Here is a 14,075-nt window from a genome sequence, read left to right as displayed (position 1 = left end):
TCTCAATTTTTTCCGACTGCTTGCGATCCGCCCCTCACGCGGTTAGGGTTGAAGGCATGAAAACCTCTCACACCCTCATTCAGCTTCGCCAGCACCGCAGCCTGTGCCTCGTCAGCGCACGACTGCCGGGCTGAATCGCGGCACCTCGTCCCGGCTGTGAAGCCACCCCCATCGAACCACCGGCAGGCCGCCTTTTTCCGGCCACGACAATAAGGATTCCGCCCATGAGCATGCTCAAAGACCCGTCTTCCAAATACCGCGCCTTCCCGACCATCAACCTGCCGGATCGCACTTGGCCGTCGAAGACCATCACCGCCGCGCCGATCTGGTGCAGCTCCGACCTGCGCGACGGCAACCAGTCGCTGATCGAGCCGATGGACGCGGTCAAGAAGCTGCGCTTCTGGAAAACCCTCGTCGCAGTGGGCGTGAAGGAAATCGAAGCGTCGTTCCCAGCCGCTTCGCAGACCGACTTCGACTTCGTGCGTACCCTCATCGAAGAAGGCCACATCCCGGACGACACCACCATCCAGGTGCTGACCCAGGCCCGTGAAGACCTGATCGCCCGTACGTTCGAATCCCTGCGCGGCGCAAAAAAGGCCATCGTCCACCTGTACAACGCCACCTGCCCGTCGTTCCGCCGCATCGTGTTCAACCAGGACAAGGAAGGCGTGAAGGAAATCGCGGTGAACGCGGCCAAGCTGTTCGTAAAATACGCCGCGCAGCAGCCGGAAACCCAGTGGCAGTTCGAGTATTCGCCAGAGACTTTCAGCGCCACTGAGCTGGAATTCGCCAAGGAAGTCTGCGACGCGGTGATCGAAGTCTGGAACCCGACGCCAGAGCGCAAGGTGATCCTCAACCTGCCCGCTACCGTGGAAGTCGCCACGCCGAACATCTACGCCGACCAGATCGAGTGGTTCCACCGCAACATCACCCGTCGTGACAGCGTGCTCATCAGCCTGCACACCCACAACGACCGTGGCACCGGCGTGGCCGCTACCGAGCTGGGCCTGATGGCGGGTGCCGACCGTGTCGAAGGCTGCCTGTTCGGCAACGGCGAACGCACCGGCAACGTCGACCTGGTGACCGTGGCGCTGAACCTCTACACCCAGGGCATCAACCCCGGGCTGGACTTCTCCGACATCGACGGCGTGCGCAAAGTGGTCGAGGAATGCAACCAGATCCCGGTGCACCCGCGTCATCCGTACGTTGGCGACCTGGTTCACACCGCATTCTCCGGCTCGCACCAGGACGCCATCCGCAAGGGCTTCGCCCAGCAGAAATCGGACGGTCTGTGGGAAGTGCCATACCTGCCAATCGACCCGGCCGACATCGGCCGCAGCTACGAGGCGGTGATTCGCGTCAACAGCCAGTCGGGCAAGGGCGGTATCGCCTACCTGCTGGAACAGGAATACGGCATCAGCCTGCCGCGTCGCATGCAGATCGAATTCAGCCAGGTGGTACAGCGCGAAACCGATCGCCTGGGCCTGGAAATGACGGCTCAGCAGATCCACGCCTTGCTGCAGCGTGAATACCTGCAAGCCAACACTCCGTACGCGCTGGTCAGCCATCGCCTGCAGGAAGAAAACGGCAACAGCGCCGTAGAAGTGGAAGTGGCGAGCAAGGGCCAGGGCGAGACCAACCTGCACTGGCGCGGCAAGGGCAACGGCGCGCTAGAAGCGCTGGTGGCCGGCCTGCCAATTCCGGTGGAGATCATGGACTACAACGAACACGCCATCGGCGCCGGCACCAACGCCAAGGCGGCGGCGTACATCGAACTGCGGGTCAACGGCGAGCGTGCGGTGCACGGCGTGGGTATCGATGAAAACATCACCACCGCCAGCTTCAAGGCGCTGTTCAGTGCACTGAACCGTTCCCTGAGCCAGCCGGAAGCCAAAGCGGCCTGATCCAAGGCTGAAATGCAAAAAGGCCCCGGGGTGTGAACCCTGGGGCCTTTTTGTTTGGCTGATGATTTTGTCTCGCCTGTCAGGGCCTCATCGCGAGCAAGCTCGCTCCCACACTGGTCGGCATGATGCAAAATCCTGTGGGAGCAAGCTTGCTCGCGATGGCGGCCTATCAGGCAGCCAAAATGTCAGGCATGGGTATCGATCGAAACAGTCATCGCCTGCAACAACGCGGCCTGCAAGGTTTGCAAAGTCGCTTGGGTCGCCATGATCTGAGTCTGGATCGCCATGGTTTCCTGAGCTTTCTGCTCCTCATCGGCGCGGCTTTTTTGCACCCGTGCCAGCTGGGCTTGCTGTTCGGCCAGCAACTTCTCGGTCTGTTCGATCTGCTTCTTCAGTTGCTCGATGACATCGCTGCTGCCGCTGCTGCCACCCGCACCTGCGATATTCGCGCCACTGGTGTCGACTTCCAGTGTCTTGCTTTTGTCTTCGCTGCCGTCAGTCGATGTCACTGGACTGACCGCTTTCTCTTCTTCAGCCCCACGAATAGAGACTTTAGGGGCTGACAATGGATAAGGGTTAACGGTGGTTGCGCTGATGCTGGTCATAGGGACTTCTCCTTGGCTGACCGGTTATCGGCACGCAACCTCACTCCTGAAGGGTTGAAACGTTTCAGTTAGATGAATTCGAACGAGTCGGCATCCAGGTTCGCCGGAAACCGCGTGCGATACGCCGCCAGGTCCGCTGCGTTCAAGCACACCTTGAACACACCATCCGCTTCGCCGGCGCTGAGCAAGCTCTCGCCCTGGAAATCCAATACCTGGCTGTCACCGGTATAGGCGAAGCCCTTGCCGTCGGTACCGACACGGTTTACCGCCGCCACGTAGCACAGGTTCTCGATCGCCCGGGCCGGCAACAGCCGGTTCCAATGCTGACGCCGCGCCCCGGGCCAGTTGGCGGTGTACAGCAGCAGGTCGGTGTCCTCGGCATCGCGGCTCCAGACCGGGAAGCGCAGGTCGTAGCAAATCAGCGGACGAATCCGCCAGCCCTTGAGCTCGAACAGCACCTGTCGCTCACCCGGGGTGTAGTGGTTGTGCTCCCCCGCCATGCGAAACAGATGGCGCTTGTCGTAATGCAGCACTTCTCCATCCGGCCGTGCCCAGAGCAGGCGATTGCGATGGCTGCCGTCAGCGGCCTGGATGATCACACTGCCGGTAATCACTGCGTCCAGCTTCGCCGCCTGGGCCTTGAGCCATTGGCGCGTCGGGCCGTTCTCCGGCTCCGCCAGGGTCTCGGATTCCATGGAGAAGCCGGTGGTGAACATTTCCGGGAGGATGATCAAGTCAGCCCCGCGTGCCTGCTCCAGCAACGCTTCGAAATGTTCCAGGTTGGCCCGGCGGTCGTGCCAGGCCAGGGTGGTCTGGACCAGGGCAATGTCCAGGTCCGGCAATGTGCTCAAATCACGCATAGCTTTTGCGCCGCTTCACGCAGCGTCTCCTCGCGTTTGGCAAAGCACAGGCGCACCAGGCGCTGGCCTTGTGGTGGATGCTGGTAGAACACCGAGATCGGAATCGTCGCCACGCCATGCTCGCGGGTCATCCACACCGCCATGTCGACGTCATTCAGGTCCGGGCGAATCTGCGAATAATCCACCAGTTGGAAATAAGTGCCGGTCACGCGCTTGAAGCTGAACCGCGACGGCGCCAGCAGATCGCAGAACAGGTCGCGCTTGGCCTGGTAGAAGTCCGGCAGCTCATCGACGTGTTCCGGATGCTCGGCCATGTAGTCGGCCAGGGCGTACTGCAACGGCGTCACGCCACAGAAGCTGACGTACTGGTGCACCTTGCGCAGCTCCGCCGTCAGGGCCGCTGGCGCCACCACGTAGCCGGTTTTCCAGCCGGTGACGTGGTAGGTCTTGCCGAACGAACTGACCACGAAGGCGCGGCGGTACAGCTCTTCATGGGCCAGGACACTGGCGTGGGCAACGCCGTCGAACACCAGGTGTTCGTAGACCTCATCGCTGACCAGGTAGATGTCTCGGTCGCGAATCAGCGTCGCCAATTGATCCAGTTCGGCGCGGCTGATCAGGGCGCCGCTGGGGTTGTGTGGCGAGTTGAGGATGATCATGCGCGTACGCGGGCTCAGGGCTTGGCCGAGCTTCTCGAAGTCGATGGCGAAGTCATCCAGGCCCAATGGCACATGCACGCAATGCCCGCCGGCCAACTGCACGGCAGGCTCGTAGCTGTCGTAGCTGGGGTCGAAGACGATCACTTCGTCGCCGCTGTGGACCACCGCCGCAATGGCACAGAAAATCGCCTGGGTCGCACCTGGGGTCACGGTGACCTCCTGATCGGCATCGACGTTGGCGCCGTAGCTGCGGGCGATCTTCGCTGCGATCTGCTGGCGCAGCGCCGGCAGACCGGTCATCGGTGAGTACTGGTTATGGCCTTGGGCAATGTGCCGGCCGACCGCATCGCGCAGGGCCTGCGGGCCATCGAAATCGGGAAAACCCTGGGACAGGTTCAGCGCGCCCGTTTGCGCGGCGAGCTGGGACATCTGGGTGAAAATCGTGATGCCGACATTCGGCAACTTGCTGGTGATCATGAAGGGTCCCTGCTCTGCACCCGGCTCTGGTGCGGCGCGGGAGAGCTCGAGAATAGCCCAATCGCCGGGCATGAAAAAGGGTGCCACCCAGGGCACCCTTCTCATGCTGAAGACTCATGCCCTGTGGGAGCCAGGGCTGTGGTAAGCAAGACTTTGGGAGCAAGCCTTGCTCCCACAGGTCCATAGGTCCATAGGTCCATAGGTCCATAGGTCCACAGATCCCAGATCCCAGATCCCAGATCCAGACTGGATCAGCGCTTGTCGCGGCGCTTCTTGTCGGCCTTCTTGTGGTGCGACATCAAGCGGCGCTTCTTGTTGACCTGGCGGTCGGTGAGCGTGTTCTTGTTGCCTTCGTACGGGTTCTCGCCGCCCTTGAACTCGATGCGGATCGGCGTGCCGACCAGCTTCAGGACGCGACGGTAGGTGTTCTCCAGGTAACGAACGTACGACTTGGGCACCTTCTCGATCTGGTTACCGTGAATCACGATAATCGGCGGGTTGGCACCGCCCAAGTGGGCGTAGCGCAGCTTGATCCGACGGTTGTTGACCATCGGTGGCGCGTGCTCGCCTACCGCATCTTCGAGGATCTGGGTGAGGCGGTTGGTCGGCCAGCGAGTCACCGCCGACTTGAACGAGTTCTGCACCGAAGCGTAGAGGTTGCCCACGCCCGTGCCGTGCAGGGCCGAGATGAAGTGGATATCGGCAAAGTCGACGAAGAACAGCCGGCGCTGCAATTCAACCTTGACGAAATCCCGTTCGCTCGGCGTCATGCCGTCCCACTTGTTGATCGCGATGACCAGCGCACGACCGGCTTCCAGGGCGAAGCCCAGCAGGTTGAGGTCGTGATCGACCACGCCTTCGCGGGCGTCCATCACGAAGATCACCACGTTGGCGTCTTTGATCGCCTGCAGGGTCTTGACCACGGAGAACTTTTCAACTTCTTCGTGGATCTTGCCGCGCTTGCGCACACCGGCGGTGTCGATCAGCGTGTACTTCTCTTCGTTACGCTCGAAGGGAATGTAGATGCTGTCGCGGGTGGTGCCGGGCTGGTCATAGACGATGACCCGGTCTTCACCGAGCATGCGGTTGACCAACGTCGACTTGCCCACGTTCGGGCGGCCGATGATGGCGATCTTGATCCCGTCTTTTTCGCTCGGGCCCGGAATGCGCTTGGCTTCCTCGCCTTCGGCAACGATCTCTTCCTCGCCGTCTTCCGGTTCTTCTGCGTCGTCCTTGGGGAAACTCTCCAGGGCGATTTCCAGCATCTGGGTGATGCCACGACCGTGGGCGCCGGCGATCGGAATCGCCTGGCCCATGCCCAACGGGGCGAACTCGGCGCGGGCCATGTCCGGGTCGATGTTGTCGACCTTGTTGGCGACCACGTAGGAACGCTTGTTACGCTTGCGCAAATGCTCGGCGATCATCTGGTCGGCGGCGGTAAAACCGGCCTTGGCGTCTACCAGGAACAGCACCACATCGGCTTCTTCGATGGCGAGCAGCGACTGCTCGGCCATTTTTTCGTCCATGCCGTGTTCATCACCGGAGATGCCGCCGGTGTCGACCAGAATATAGGTACGCCCTTGCCACTTGGCCTCACCGTATTGGCGATCACGGGTCAGACCGGACAAGTCGCCGACAATGGCGTCGCGAGTCCTGGTCAGGCGGTTGAACAAGGTGGACTTGCCGACGTTCGGTCGGCCCACCAGGGCGATTACGGGAACCATGCGGCTCTCCACTTCGTTATTTCAGAAAATACAAAAGCCGCTGCGAGGCAGCGGCTGGTGCTCGGGGCAGTCTGTGCAAGCCCTGCAAACCTTGTGAACAAGGCCGCTTGGGGGATTAGCCCCAAGCATAGTCTTACTTGATGGTCAGGGCTTCCAGTTTGCCGCTGTTGCCATACACATAGATCATGTCGCCCACCACCAGCGGACGGGCACGCAGGCCGTCGCTGTCGATGCGCTCACGGCCGACGAAACGACCGTCCACCTGGCTGAGCAGGTGCAGGTAACCTTCCAGGTCACCCACTGCAACGTAACTGGAGAACACTTCCGGGGCCGACAGTTGACGACGGGCCAGGGAGTCGTTGCTCCACAAGGCGGTGGTGGAACGCTCGTCAACGCCTTCGACGGTGCCCGAGGACAGGCTCACGTAGACGCTGCCAAAGCCTTGGGCAACACCGGCGTAGCTGGACGCATCGCGCTGCCACAACGGACGACCGCTTTCCAGGTCCAGTGCCGCCACGCGGCCCTGGTAGCTGGCGACGTACAGGGTACCGCCGGACAGCAGCAAGCCGCCGTCGATGTCGACCACACGCTCCAGCTCCGAACGACCTTGCGGGATCGCTACGCGCTGTTCCCACACCGGCACGCCGTTGGAAACATCCAGGGCCACCACTTTACCGGTCGACAAACCAGCCACCGCCAGGCGGTTGGTGACGATCGGCGCACTGGTGCCGCGCAGGGTCAGTACCGCCGGGGTGCTGTCGTACAACCAGCGCTGGTTGCCGGTGGCGGCATCCAGGCCGATCAGACGGTCGTCCTGGGTCTGGACTACCACCACATCACCGTTGGTGGCCGGCGGTGCGAGCACTTCACTGGTCACGCGGGCGCGCCATTTCTCTTCACCGCTGCTCGCGTCCAGGGCGACGATCTCGCCCTTGAGCGTGCCGATCATGACCAGGCCGTAACCCACGCCAACGGCGCCGGAAACAGGCAGTTCAAGATCCGCTTCCCATTTGACGTCGCCGTTGGTGCGGTCCATCGCCATCACCACGCCCGTGACGTCACCCGCATAGATGGTGTCGCCATCGATGGCCGGCACCAGCATGTTGTAGGTTTCACCCTGGCCATCGCCGATGGAGCGGCTCCACTGCTTCTGCAGCACGACTTCTTCTTTGAAGTCGGTCAGTTCGGCCGGCGGCAGTTCTTTCTTGCTGTTGCTGCTGCAACCCGCGGCCAGAATGGCCAGAGCCAGCAATGCTGCATGTTTCCAACGGATCACGTCACGCATCCCCTTTGGCCAGGTCGTCCAGCTTGATTTGCAGGCCACCGACTGCGGCTTCATCCGACAGCGCAGCCTTGGCTTTTTGGTAGGCCGCATAGGCCTCATCGGCACGGCCCAGCTGTACCAGCAGGTCGCCCTTGAGCTCTTCGCGGGTCGCCAGGAATGCCTTGTCGGCATCACCGTCGAGCAGCTTCAAGGCGTCTTCGGCCTTGTTCTGTGCCGCCAGCACCTGCGCCAGGCGCTGACGCGCCACTTCGCCCAGGGTCGGGTTGGCCGGTTTGTCGACGATACCTTTGAGCTCGGTGGCCGCGTCGTCCAGCTTGCCGCTGTCCACCGCCACCTTGGCCACGAACAGGCGACCGTATTGGGCGTAGGCAGTGCCGCCGAATTCCTTGTCCAGCTTGCCGGCCAGGTCCGCCACGCGGGCAGCGTCAGGCTTGCCGTCCGGGGTCAGGGTGGTTTCCAGCAATTGCTGGTAGAGCACCGAGGCGCCTTGCGACTGGTTGCTCTGGTATTTCTGGTAGGCCTGCCAGCCGAACACGATGACCAGCGCCAACAGGCCGCCAGTGACCAGCGGCTTGCCGTTGCGCGTCCACCAGTCCTTCAAATCCGCCAGCTGTTCATCTTCGGTACTCGACACCCCAATACTCCTTAATCGCTAAATCGGCTGTTTGACAGCTTCAACCCTGCACGACGCAGGTGGCCAGGTGTGCAGCAAGCGCATCCCAGGCAATGCTTTGTTGTTCGCCCTGGCCACGCAGGGGTTTGAAACCTACCACTTGTTGGGCCAGTTCGTCGTCACCGAGGATCAGTGCGTACAGCGCACCGCTCTTGTCGGCCTTCTTGAATTGGCTCTTGAAGCTGCCGGCGCCGGCGTTGATCTGCAGGCGCAGGTTGGGTAACTGGTCGCGGATTCGCTCGCTCAACGACAGGGCTGCCAGCTCGGCGGCCTCGCCAAAGGCGCACAGGTAGACGTCGACCTGACGGGACAGTTCTTCGGGCACCTTGTCCAAGGCTTCAAGCATCAGCACCAGGCGCTCGATGCCCATGGCAAAGCCCACGCCTGGAGTCGGCTTGCCGCCCATCTGCTCCACCAGCCCGTCGTAGCGGCCGCCGGCACAGACAGTGCCCTGGGCGCCGAGTTTGTCGGTGACCCATTCGAAGACGGTCTTGCTGTAGTAGTCCAGGCCACGGACCAGCTTGGGGTTGATCACGTAGGGGATGCCCACGGCGTCGAGGCGCGCTTTCAGCCCTTCGAAGTGTGCACGGGATTCGTCGTCGAGGTAGTCGGCCATTTTCGGCGCGTCGACCAGGACCGCTTGGGTCTCGGCATTCTTGGTGTCGAGCACGCGCAGTGGATTGGTCTTCAGACGGCGCTGGCTGTCTTCGTCGAGCTTGTCCAGGTGGGCGGAAAGAAACTCCACCAACGCTTCACGGTAGCGGCCACGGGACTCGCTGGTGCCCAGGCTGTTGAGCTCAAGCTTGACCGCGTCACGCAGCCCCAGCTCGCCCCACAGGCGCCAGGTCATGACGATCAGCTCGGCGTCGATGTCCGGACCCTCGAGGTTGAACACCTCCAGGCCAATCTGGTGGAACTGGCGATAACGGCCTTTCTGCGGACGCTCGTGACGGAACATCGGCCCGACGTACCAGAGTTTCTGCACCTGGCCGCCGCCGGTGATGCCGTGCTCGAGCACCGCACGCACGCAGGCCGCCGTGCCTTCGGGGCGCAGGGTCAGGGAGTCGCCGTTGCGGTCGTCGAAGGTGTACATCTCTTTTTCGACGATGTCGGTCACTTCACCGATGGAGCGCTTGAACAGCTCGGTGAACTCGACGATCGGCATGCGGATCTGCCGATAGCCGTAGTTATCCAGCAGACGCGCCACAGTGCCCTCGAAATAACGCCACAGGGGCGTCTGCTCGGGCAGGATGTCGTTCATGCCACGAATGGCTTGCAGGGACTTGCTCACGTGTATTCCTTAATCTTTCGACTTAACCGCGCGCGATGACCGCTGCGTCGGCTTCGACCTTTTCGGCCGCTTTCTGGCGAATCAGCCGTTCCAGCTCATCCACCAGATTGTCATTCGTCAGTTTCTGCGACGGCTTGCCGTCGATGTAAATCAGGTTCGGTGTACCGCCAGTCAGGCCGATGTGGGCCTCTTTGGCTTCGCCCGGCCCGTTGACCACGCAACCAATCACCGCGACATCCAGCGGCACCAGCAGGTCCTCGAGGCGCCCTTCCAGCTCGTTCATGGTCTTGACCACATCGAAGTTCTGCCGCGAGCAGCTCGGGCAGGCGATGAAGTTGATGCCACGGGAACGCAGGTGCAGGGACTTGAGAATGTCGTAGCCGACTTTCACTTCCTCGACCGGGTCAGCCGCCAACGAGATGCGGATGGTATCGCCAATCCCTTCGGCGAGCAGCATACCGAGGCCGACGGCGGATTTCACCGTGCCCGAACGCAACCCACCGGCTTCGGTGATGCCCAGGTGCAGCGGCTGGACGATTTCCTTGGCCAGCAAGCGGTAGGCTGCGACGGCCATGAACACGTCGGACGCCTTCACGCTGACCTTGAAGTCCTGGAAATTCAGGCGCTCCAGGTGTTCGACGTGGCGCAGGGCCGACTCCACCAGCGCCGCCGGGGTCGGCTCGCCGTATTTCTTTTGCAGGTCTTTTTCCAGGGAACCGGCGTTCACGCCGATGCGGATCGGGATGCCCCGGTCGCGAGCGGCATCCACCACCGCGCGGACACGGTCTTCGCGACCGATGTTGCCCGGGTTGATGCGCAGGCAATCGACGCCCAACTCGGCCACGCGCAGGGCGATGCGGTAGTCGAAGTGGATGTCGGCTACCAAGGGGACCTTGACCAGTTGCTTGATCTTGCCGAACGCCTCGGCGGCGTCCATGTCCGGCACCGATACGCGCACGATGTCGACACCGGCAGCTTCCAGGCGGTTGATCTGCGCGACCGTGGCGGCCACGTCATTGGTGTCGCTGTTGGTCATGCTCTGCACAGCGATAGGCGCATCGCCGCCCACGGGCACGTTGCCGACCCAGATCTTTCGGGATTCGCGACGCTTGATTGGAGATTCGCCGTGCATGACTTATTGACCCAACTTCAGGCGAGCGGTCTCGCCACTGGTGAACGGAGCGATGTCGACCGGCTGGCCGTTGTAGCTGACCTGCGCGCCGCGGGCATAGCCCAGGCGTACGGCAAAGGGTGGCTTGCCGTTGATGGAGGTGCTGTCGCCCTTGCGCTTGAGGCCACTGAACAGCACCTTGCCGTTGCCGTCGGTGATCTGCGTCCAGCAGTCGGCGACAAACTGAATCTGTACCTGGCCTTCACCCGCGACCGGAGCCGGGGTCGGAGCCGCTGGAGCTGTCGGAGCGGCTGGAACGGCGTGGGTCGCAGGCGCAGCCACGGTCGGCGCTGGTGTGCTCGGCGCGGCAGGTACCGTGGCAATCGGTGCGCTGCCGGTGATCGGTGCAGCCGGCGCTGTCGGTGCAGCGGGTGCCGGGGCTGGAACAGCCGGCTCGGCACCCGCCTGGGCATCGGCAGCGTCCGGGCTTTGTGGCAACGCGAGGGCGGTTTCGCCTTCGGCCTGGCCTTCGACGACAGCCTGGTCTTCCGGCTCGTCCAGCGGATGGATCTGGGTGGTGCCGTCGGCGCCCTCGACCTCAACGTGCTCAGTGTTCATGGCGACCGGCTCCTTGCTGCGCAAGGACGCCTGGTCCTGCCACCAGACAAAACCGCCACCAATCACCGCGATCAGCAGCAACAGGCTGACGATTCGCAAAATGGTGTGGGAAACGCGAACCGGCTCCTCGATGCGACCCAGGCTGTGCACGCTGCTGCCCTGGGCATCGGAACCGGTGTATTGATCGAATTGCTGGACCAGTACGGTCTGGTCCTTGCCGAGCAACTTGGCATAGGCGCGGATGTAGCCCCGGGCGAAGGTGTGCCCAGGCAGCTTGTCGAACGCGCCCGCTTCCAGATTGCCCAGGGAAGCCACGGTGAGATTGAGCTTGAGGGCTACTTCGGCCAGCGACCAACCATTGCTTTCGCGGGCTTGACGCAGGGTCTCACCAGGATTTACGCGAGTCGCTGCTACAACTTCGGGATGCGCCGCTTTCATCATTGCTCCGACAGGTATTGCTGATATTCCGGCGTACCGGGATAGAGTCTTTTGAGTTGCAGGCCGTAACTTGCAGCCTTGTCGCGATCTTCAAACACATGTGCCAGCCGAACGCCGAGCAATAGACTACGTGCATTTTGCTCACTCAGCAGGCTAAAACGCTCGTAATAGTCACGCGCGGGCACATAATGCCTGTCTTCGTAAGACAACTCAGCCATTTCCAGCAGCGCCCGCGGTTGCTGGCGGTTGAGCCGCAGCGCCTTTTCCAGCTGCTGGCGGGCCAGGTCACGCTGGCCCAGCTGCGCGGCCGTCATGCCGAGGTTTTCGAAAACCCGCGAACGCTCAGGGTAAAGGGTGTCGGCGGCAGCCTGCTCGAAGCGCTCGTAGGCTTCGTTGTAGCGCTTCTGCTCGAAAAGAAAGCTGCCGTAGTTGTTCAGGATCCGTGCGTCTTGCGGACGGGCAGACAGCGCCTTGCGAAAATGCTGGTCGGCCAGCTCCGGCTCCATCTCGGCCTGGAACACCAGGGCCAGGGCCGCGTTGGCATCCGGGTCGGAATCGTCCAGCTCCAGGGCTTTCTTGAGCGGCACCTTGGCCCGTTCGGTCATGCCCTGCTGCAGGTAGCCAATGCCCAGTTGCACGTAGGCCACACGTGCCTCGTCGCGCCCTTTGCTGGTCCTCATCGGGTTGTAGTCACCCGACAGGACACAACCGGAACAAAGGCCGGCCAACAGCAAAACGAGCGCGAAGCGCAGGGACATAGAGTTCCTCTCTTAGTGACTGTTCGCAGCGTTTTGCACCGCATCGTCCGCGGCGTTCAACTCACGCACGGCAATGTAGCGTTCGCTGCGACGGGTGCGATCCAGCACCTGTCCTACCAATTGGCCACAGGCAGCGTCGATGTCTTCGCCGCGGGTGGTGCGCACGGTGACGTTGAAGCCAGCGTGGTGAAGCTGATCCTGGAAGCGACGAATCGCGTTGTTGCTCGGACGCTCGTAACCGGAATGCGGGAACGGGTTGAACGGGATCAGGTTGATCTTGCACGGGATGTTCTTGAGCAGCTCGATCATCTCGACCGCGTGTTCGACCTTGTCGTTCACATCCTTGAGCAGCGTGTACTCGATGGTCAGCACGCGCTTTTCGCCCAGGGACGACATGTAGCGCTGGCACGACTCGAGCAGCATCTTAAGCGGATACTTCTTGTTGATCGGCACCAATTGGTTACGCAATGCGTCATTAGGTGCGTGCAGCGACAGCGCCAGGGAGACGTCGATGTGCTTGGCCAGCTCATCGATCATCGGCACCACGCCGGAGGTGGACAGGGTCACACGGCGCTTGGAGATGCCGTAGCCCAGGTCGTCCATCATCAGGTGCATGGCGGAAACGACGTTGTCGAAGTTCAGCAGCGGCTCACCCATGCCCATCATCACCACGTTGGTGATGGCACGGTCGACGGTCGCCGGGACGCTGCCAAAGGATTTGTTGGCAATCCACACCTGGCCGATCACTTCGGCGGCGGTGAGGTTGCTATTGAAGCCTTGCTTGCCGGTGGAGCAGAAACTGCAATCCAGGGCACAGCCTGCCTGGGACGAAACGCACAAGGTGCCGCGTTTGCCCTGGGGAATGTAGACGGTCTCGACGCAGCTGCCGGACGCCACGCGCACCACCCACTTACGGGTGCCGTCGCTGGAAATGTCCTGGCTGACCACTTCGGGGCCGCGAATCTCGGCAACAGCCTTGAGCTTTTCGCGCAGGGCCTTGCCGACATTCGTCATGGCGTCGAAGTCGTCGACGCCAAAGTGGTGAATCCATTTCATCACCTGACCGGCACGGAAACGCTTCTCCCCGATCGAGTCGAAGAATTTCTCCATTTCCGGCTGGGTCAGCCCCAGCAGATTGGTTTTAACAGTCGATGTAGTCATGGATTCACCTTCACTCTTAAGCCAATGCTTAGCGAGCGGTTACTTCAGTAGCAGCGAAAAAGTAAGCGATTTCGCGAGCAGCAGCGGCTTCGGAGTCCGAACCGTGAACGGCGTTGGCGTCGATGGACTCGGCGAAGTCAGCACGGATGGTGCCGGCAGCGGCTTCTTTAGGGTTGGTAGCACCCATCAGCTCACGGTTGCGAGCGATAGCGTTTTCGCCTTCCAGCACCTGAACGACAACCGGACCGGAAGTCATGAAAGCAACCAGCTCACCGAAGAAACCGCGCTCGCTGTGCTCAGCGTAGAAGCCTTCGGCTTCGGCTTTGGACAGTTGCTTCATTTTCGAAGCTACAACGCGCAGGCCAGCGTCTTCGAAGCGGGTAACGATCTTGCCGATCACGTTTTTAGCAACGGCGTCAGGCTTGATGATGGAGAAAGTACGTTGAACAGCCATGGTGTAACTCCAGAAACGGTAATTTGCGAAAAATTAAACCCGCGAATTATACGCGGG

General features: G+C 61.7%; 13 protein-coding genes. 1 reads left to right on the top strand and 12 read right to left on the bottom strand.

Going from position 1 to position 14,075, the window contains the following annotated elements:
* Positions 1–224: 224 nt before the first annotated feature.
* Complete coding sequence (leuA, locus tag HU749_RS06060; RefSeq protein ID WP_024616419.1) at positions 225–1,904, top strand: 2-isopropylmalate synthase; 1,680 nt, start codon at positions 225–227, stop codon at positions 1,902–1,904.
* 185 nt (positions 1,905–2,089) lie between these two features.
* Here leuA and HU749_RS06055 read toward each other — a convergent pair whose 3' ends face one another.
* The 12 genes from HU749_RS06055 to ndk form a co-directional block, all read right to left on the bottom strand.
* On the bottom strand, positions 2,090–2,509 hold the full coding sequence (locus HU749_RS06055; RefSeq protein ID WP_014336703.1) for a hypothetical protein: 420 nt from the start codon (positions 2,507–2,509) through the stop codon (positions 2,090–2,092).
* Between the two features lie 68 nt (positions 2,510–2,577).
* Entirely contained in the window at positions 2,578–3,369 is a 792-nt protein-coding gene (locus HU749_RS06050) for an amidohydrolase (protein ID WP_186650014.1), read from the bottom strand.
* Complete coding sequence (locus HU749_RS06045; RefSeq protein WP_046063916.1) at positions 3,357–4,505, bottom strand: pyridoxal phosphate-dependent aminotransferase; 1,149 nt, start codon at positions 4,503–4,505, stop codon at positions 3,357–3,359. Before HU749_RS06045 ends, HU749_RS06050 begins: the two co-directional genes overlap by 13 nt.
* A gap of 251 nt (positions 4,506–4,756) precedes the next feature.
* Positions 4,757–6,229, bottom strand: a complete 1,473-nt coding sequence (der, locus tag HU749_RS06040) for a ribosome biogenesis GTPase Der (protein ID WP_003185121.1) — start codon at positions 6,227–6,229, stop codon at positions 4,757–4,759.
* A 133-nt stretch (positions 6,230–6,362) separates the two neighbouring features.
* On the bottom strand, positions 6,363–7,514 hold the full coding sequence (bamB, locus tag HU749_RS06035) for an outer membrane protein assembly factor BamB (protein ID WP_079302542.1): 1,152 nt from the start codon (positions 7,512–7,514) through the stop codon (positions 6,363–6,365).
* Positions 7,507–8,148 carry a YfgM family protein gene (locus tag HU749_RS06030; protein WP_014336699.1) on the bottom strand — a complete coding sequence of 214 codons (642 nt, stop codon included), beginning with the start codon at positions 8,146–8,148 and terminating at the stop codon, positions 7,507–7,509. The genes bamB and HU749_RS06030 overlap by 8 nt, the downstream gene beginning before the upstream one ends.
* Before the next feature lie 40 nt (positions 8,149–8,188).
* Positions 8,189–9,478, bottom strand: coding sequence for a histidine--tRNA ligase (gene hisS, locus HU749_RS06025; protein WP_014336698.1), 1,290 nt, complete (start codon positions 9,476–9,478; stop codon positions 8,189–8,191).
* A 22-nt stretch (positions 9,479–9,500) separates the two neighbouring features.
* Positions 9,501–10,610, bottom strand: a complete 1,110-nt coding sequence (ispG, locus tag HU749_RS06020) for a flavodoxin-dependent (E)-4-hydroxy-3-methylbut-2-enyl-diphosphate synthase (RefSeq protein WP_018607678.1) — start codon at positions 10,608–10,610, stop codon at positions 9,501–9,503.
* A gap of 3 nt (positions 10,611–10,613) precedes the next feature.
* Positions 10,614–11,645 (bottom strand): RodZ domain-containing protein, encoded by a 1,032-nt coding sequence (locus tag HU749_RS06015; RefSeq protein WP_186650017.1) that lies wholly within the window; start codon positions 11,643–11,645, stop codon positions 10,614–10,616.
* A complete protein-coding gene (gene pilW / locus HU749_RS06010; protein ID WP_046063913.1) occupies positions 11,645–12,403 on the bottom strand; it encodes a type IV pilus biogenesis/stability protein PilW in 759 nt (252 codons plus the stop codon). Before pilW ends, HU749_RS06015 begins: the two co-directional genes overlap by 1 nt.
* Before the next feature lie 12 nt (positions 12,404–12,415).
* Entirely contained in the window at positions 12,416–13,564 is a 1,149-nt protein-coding gene (gene rlmN / locus HU749_RS06005; RefSeq protein WP_003198007.1) for a dual-specificity RNA methyltransferase RlmN, read from the bottom strand.
* Positions 13,565–13,592: 28 nt separating this feature from the next.
* On the bottom strand, positions 13,593–14,018 hold the full coding sequence (gene ndk, locus HU749_RS06000; RefSeq protein WP_003185145.1) for a nucleoside-diphosphate kinase: 426 nt from the start codon (positions 14,016–14,018) through the stop codon (positions 13,593–13,595).
* Between the last annotated feature and the right edge of the window lie 57 nt (positions 14,019–14,075).

This window comes from Pseudomonas ogarae, assembly GCF_014268695.2.
Taxonomy (GTDB): Bacteria; Pseudomonadota; Gammaproteobacteria; order Pseudomonadales; family Pseudomonadaceae; genus Aquipseudomonas; species Aquipseudomonas kilonensis.
Note: the sequence above shows the minus strand (reverse complement) of the source record. Positions and strands in the feature narration are given on the sequence as shown.

Excerpts from the sequence above, each read along its gene's own strand:
- bamB (WP_079302542.1), bottom strand. The coding sequence starts at position 7,514 with ATGCGTGACGTGATCCGTTGGAAACATGCAGCATTGCTGGCTCTGGCC.
- der (WP_003185121.1), bottom strand. The coding sequence starts at position 6,229 with ATGGTTCCCGTAATCGCCCTGGTGGGCCGACCGAACGTCGGCAAGTCC.
- rlmN (WP_003198007.1), bottom strand. The coding sequence starts at position 13,564 with ATGACTACATCGACTGTTAAAACCAATCTGCTGGGGCTGACCCAGCCG.
- ndk (WP_003185145.1), bottom strand. The coding sequence starts at position 14,018 with ATGGCTGTTCAACGTACTTTCTCCATCATCAAGCCTGACGCCGTTGCT.
- HU749_RS06050 (WP_186650014.1), bottom strand. The coding sequence starts at position 3,369 with ATGCGTGATTTGAGCACATTGCCGGACCTGGACATTGCCCTGGTCCAG.
- pilW (WP_046063913.1), bottom strand. The coding sequence starts at position 12,403 with ATGTCCCTGCGCTTCGCGCTCGTTTTGCTGTTGGCCGGCCTTTGTTCC.
- ispG (WP_018607678.1), bottom strand. The coding sequence starts at position 10,610 with ATGCACGGCGAATCTCCAATCAAGCGTCGCGAATCCCGAAAGATCTGG.
- HU749_RS06045 (WP_046063916.1), bottom strand. The coding sequence starts at position 4,505 with ATGATCACCAGCAAGTTGCCGAATGTCGGCATCACGATTTTCACCCAG.
- HU749_RS06055 (WP_014336703.1), bottom strand. The coding sequence starts at position 2,509 with ATGACCAGCATCAGCGCAACCACCGTTAACCCTTATCCATTGTCAGCC.
- leuA (WP_024616419.1), top strand. The coding sequence starts at position 225 with ATGAGCATGCTCAAAGACCCGTCTTCCAAATACCGCGCCTTCCCGACC.
- HU749_RS06015 (WP_186650017.1), bottom strand. The coding sequence starts at position 11,645 with ATGAAAGCGGCGCATCCCGAAGTTGTAGCAGCGACTCGCGTAAATCCT.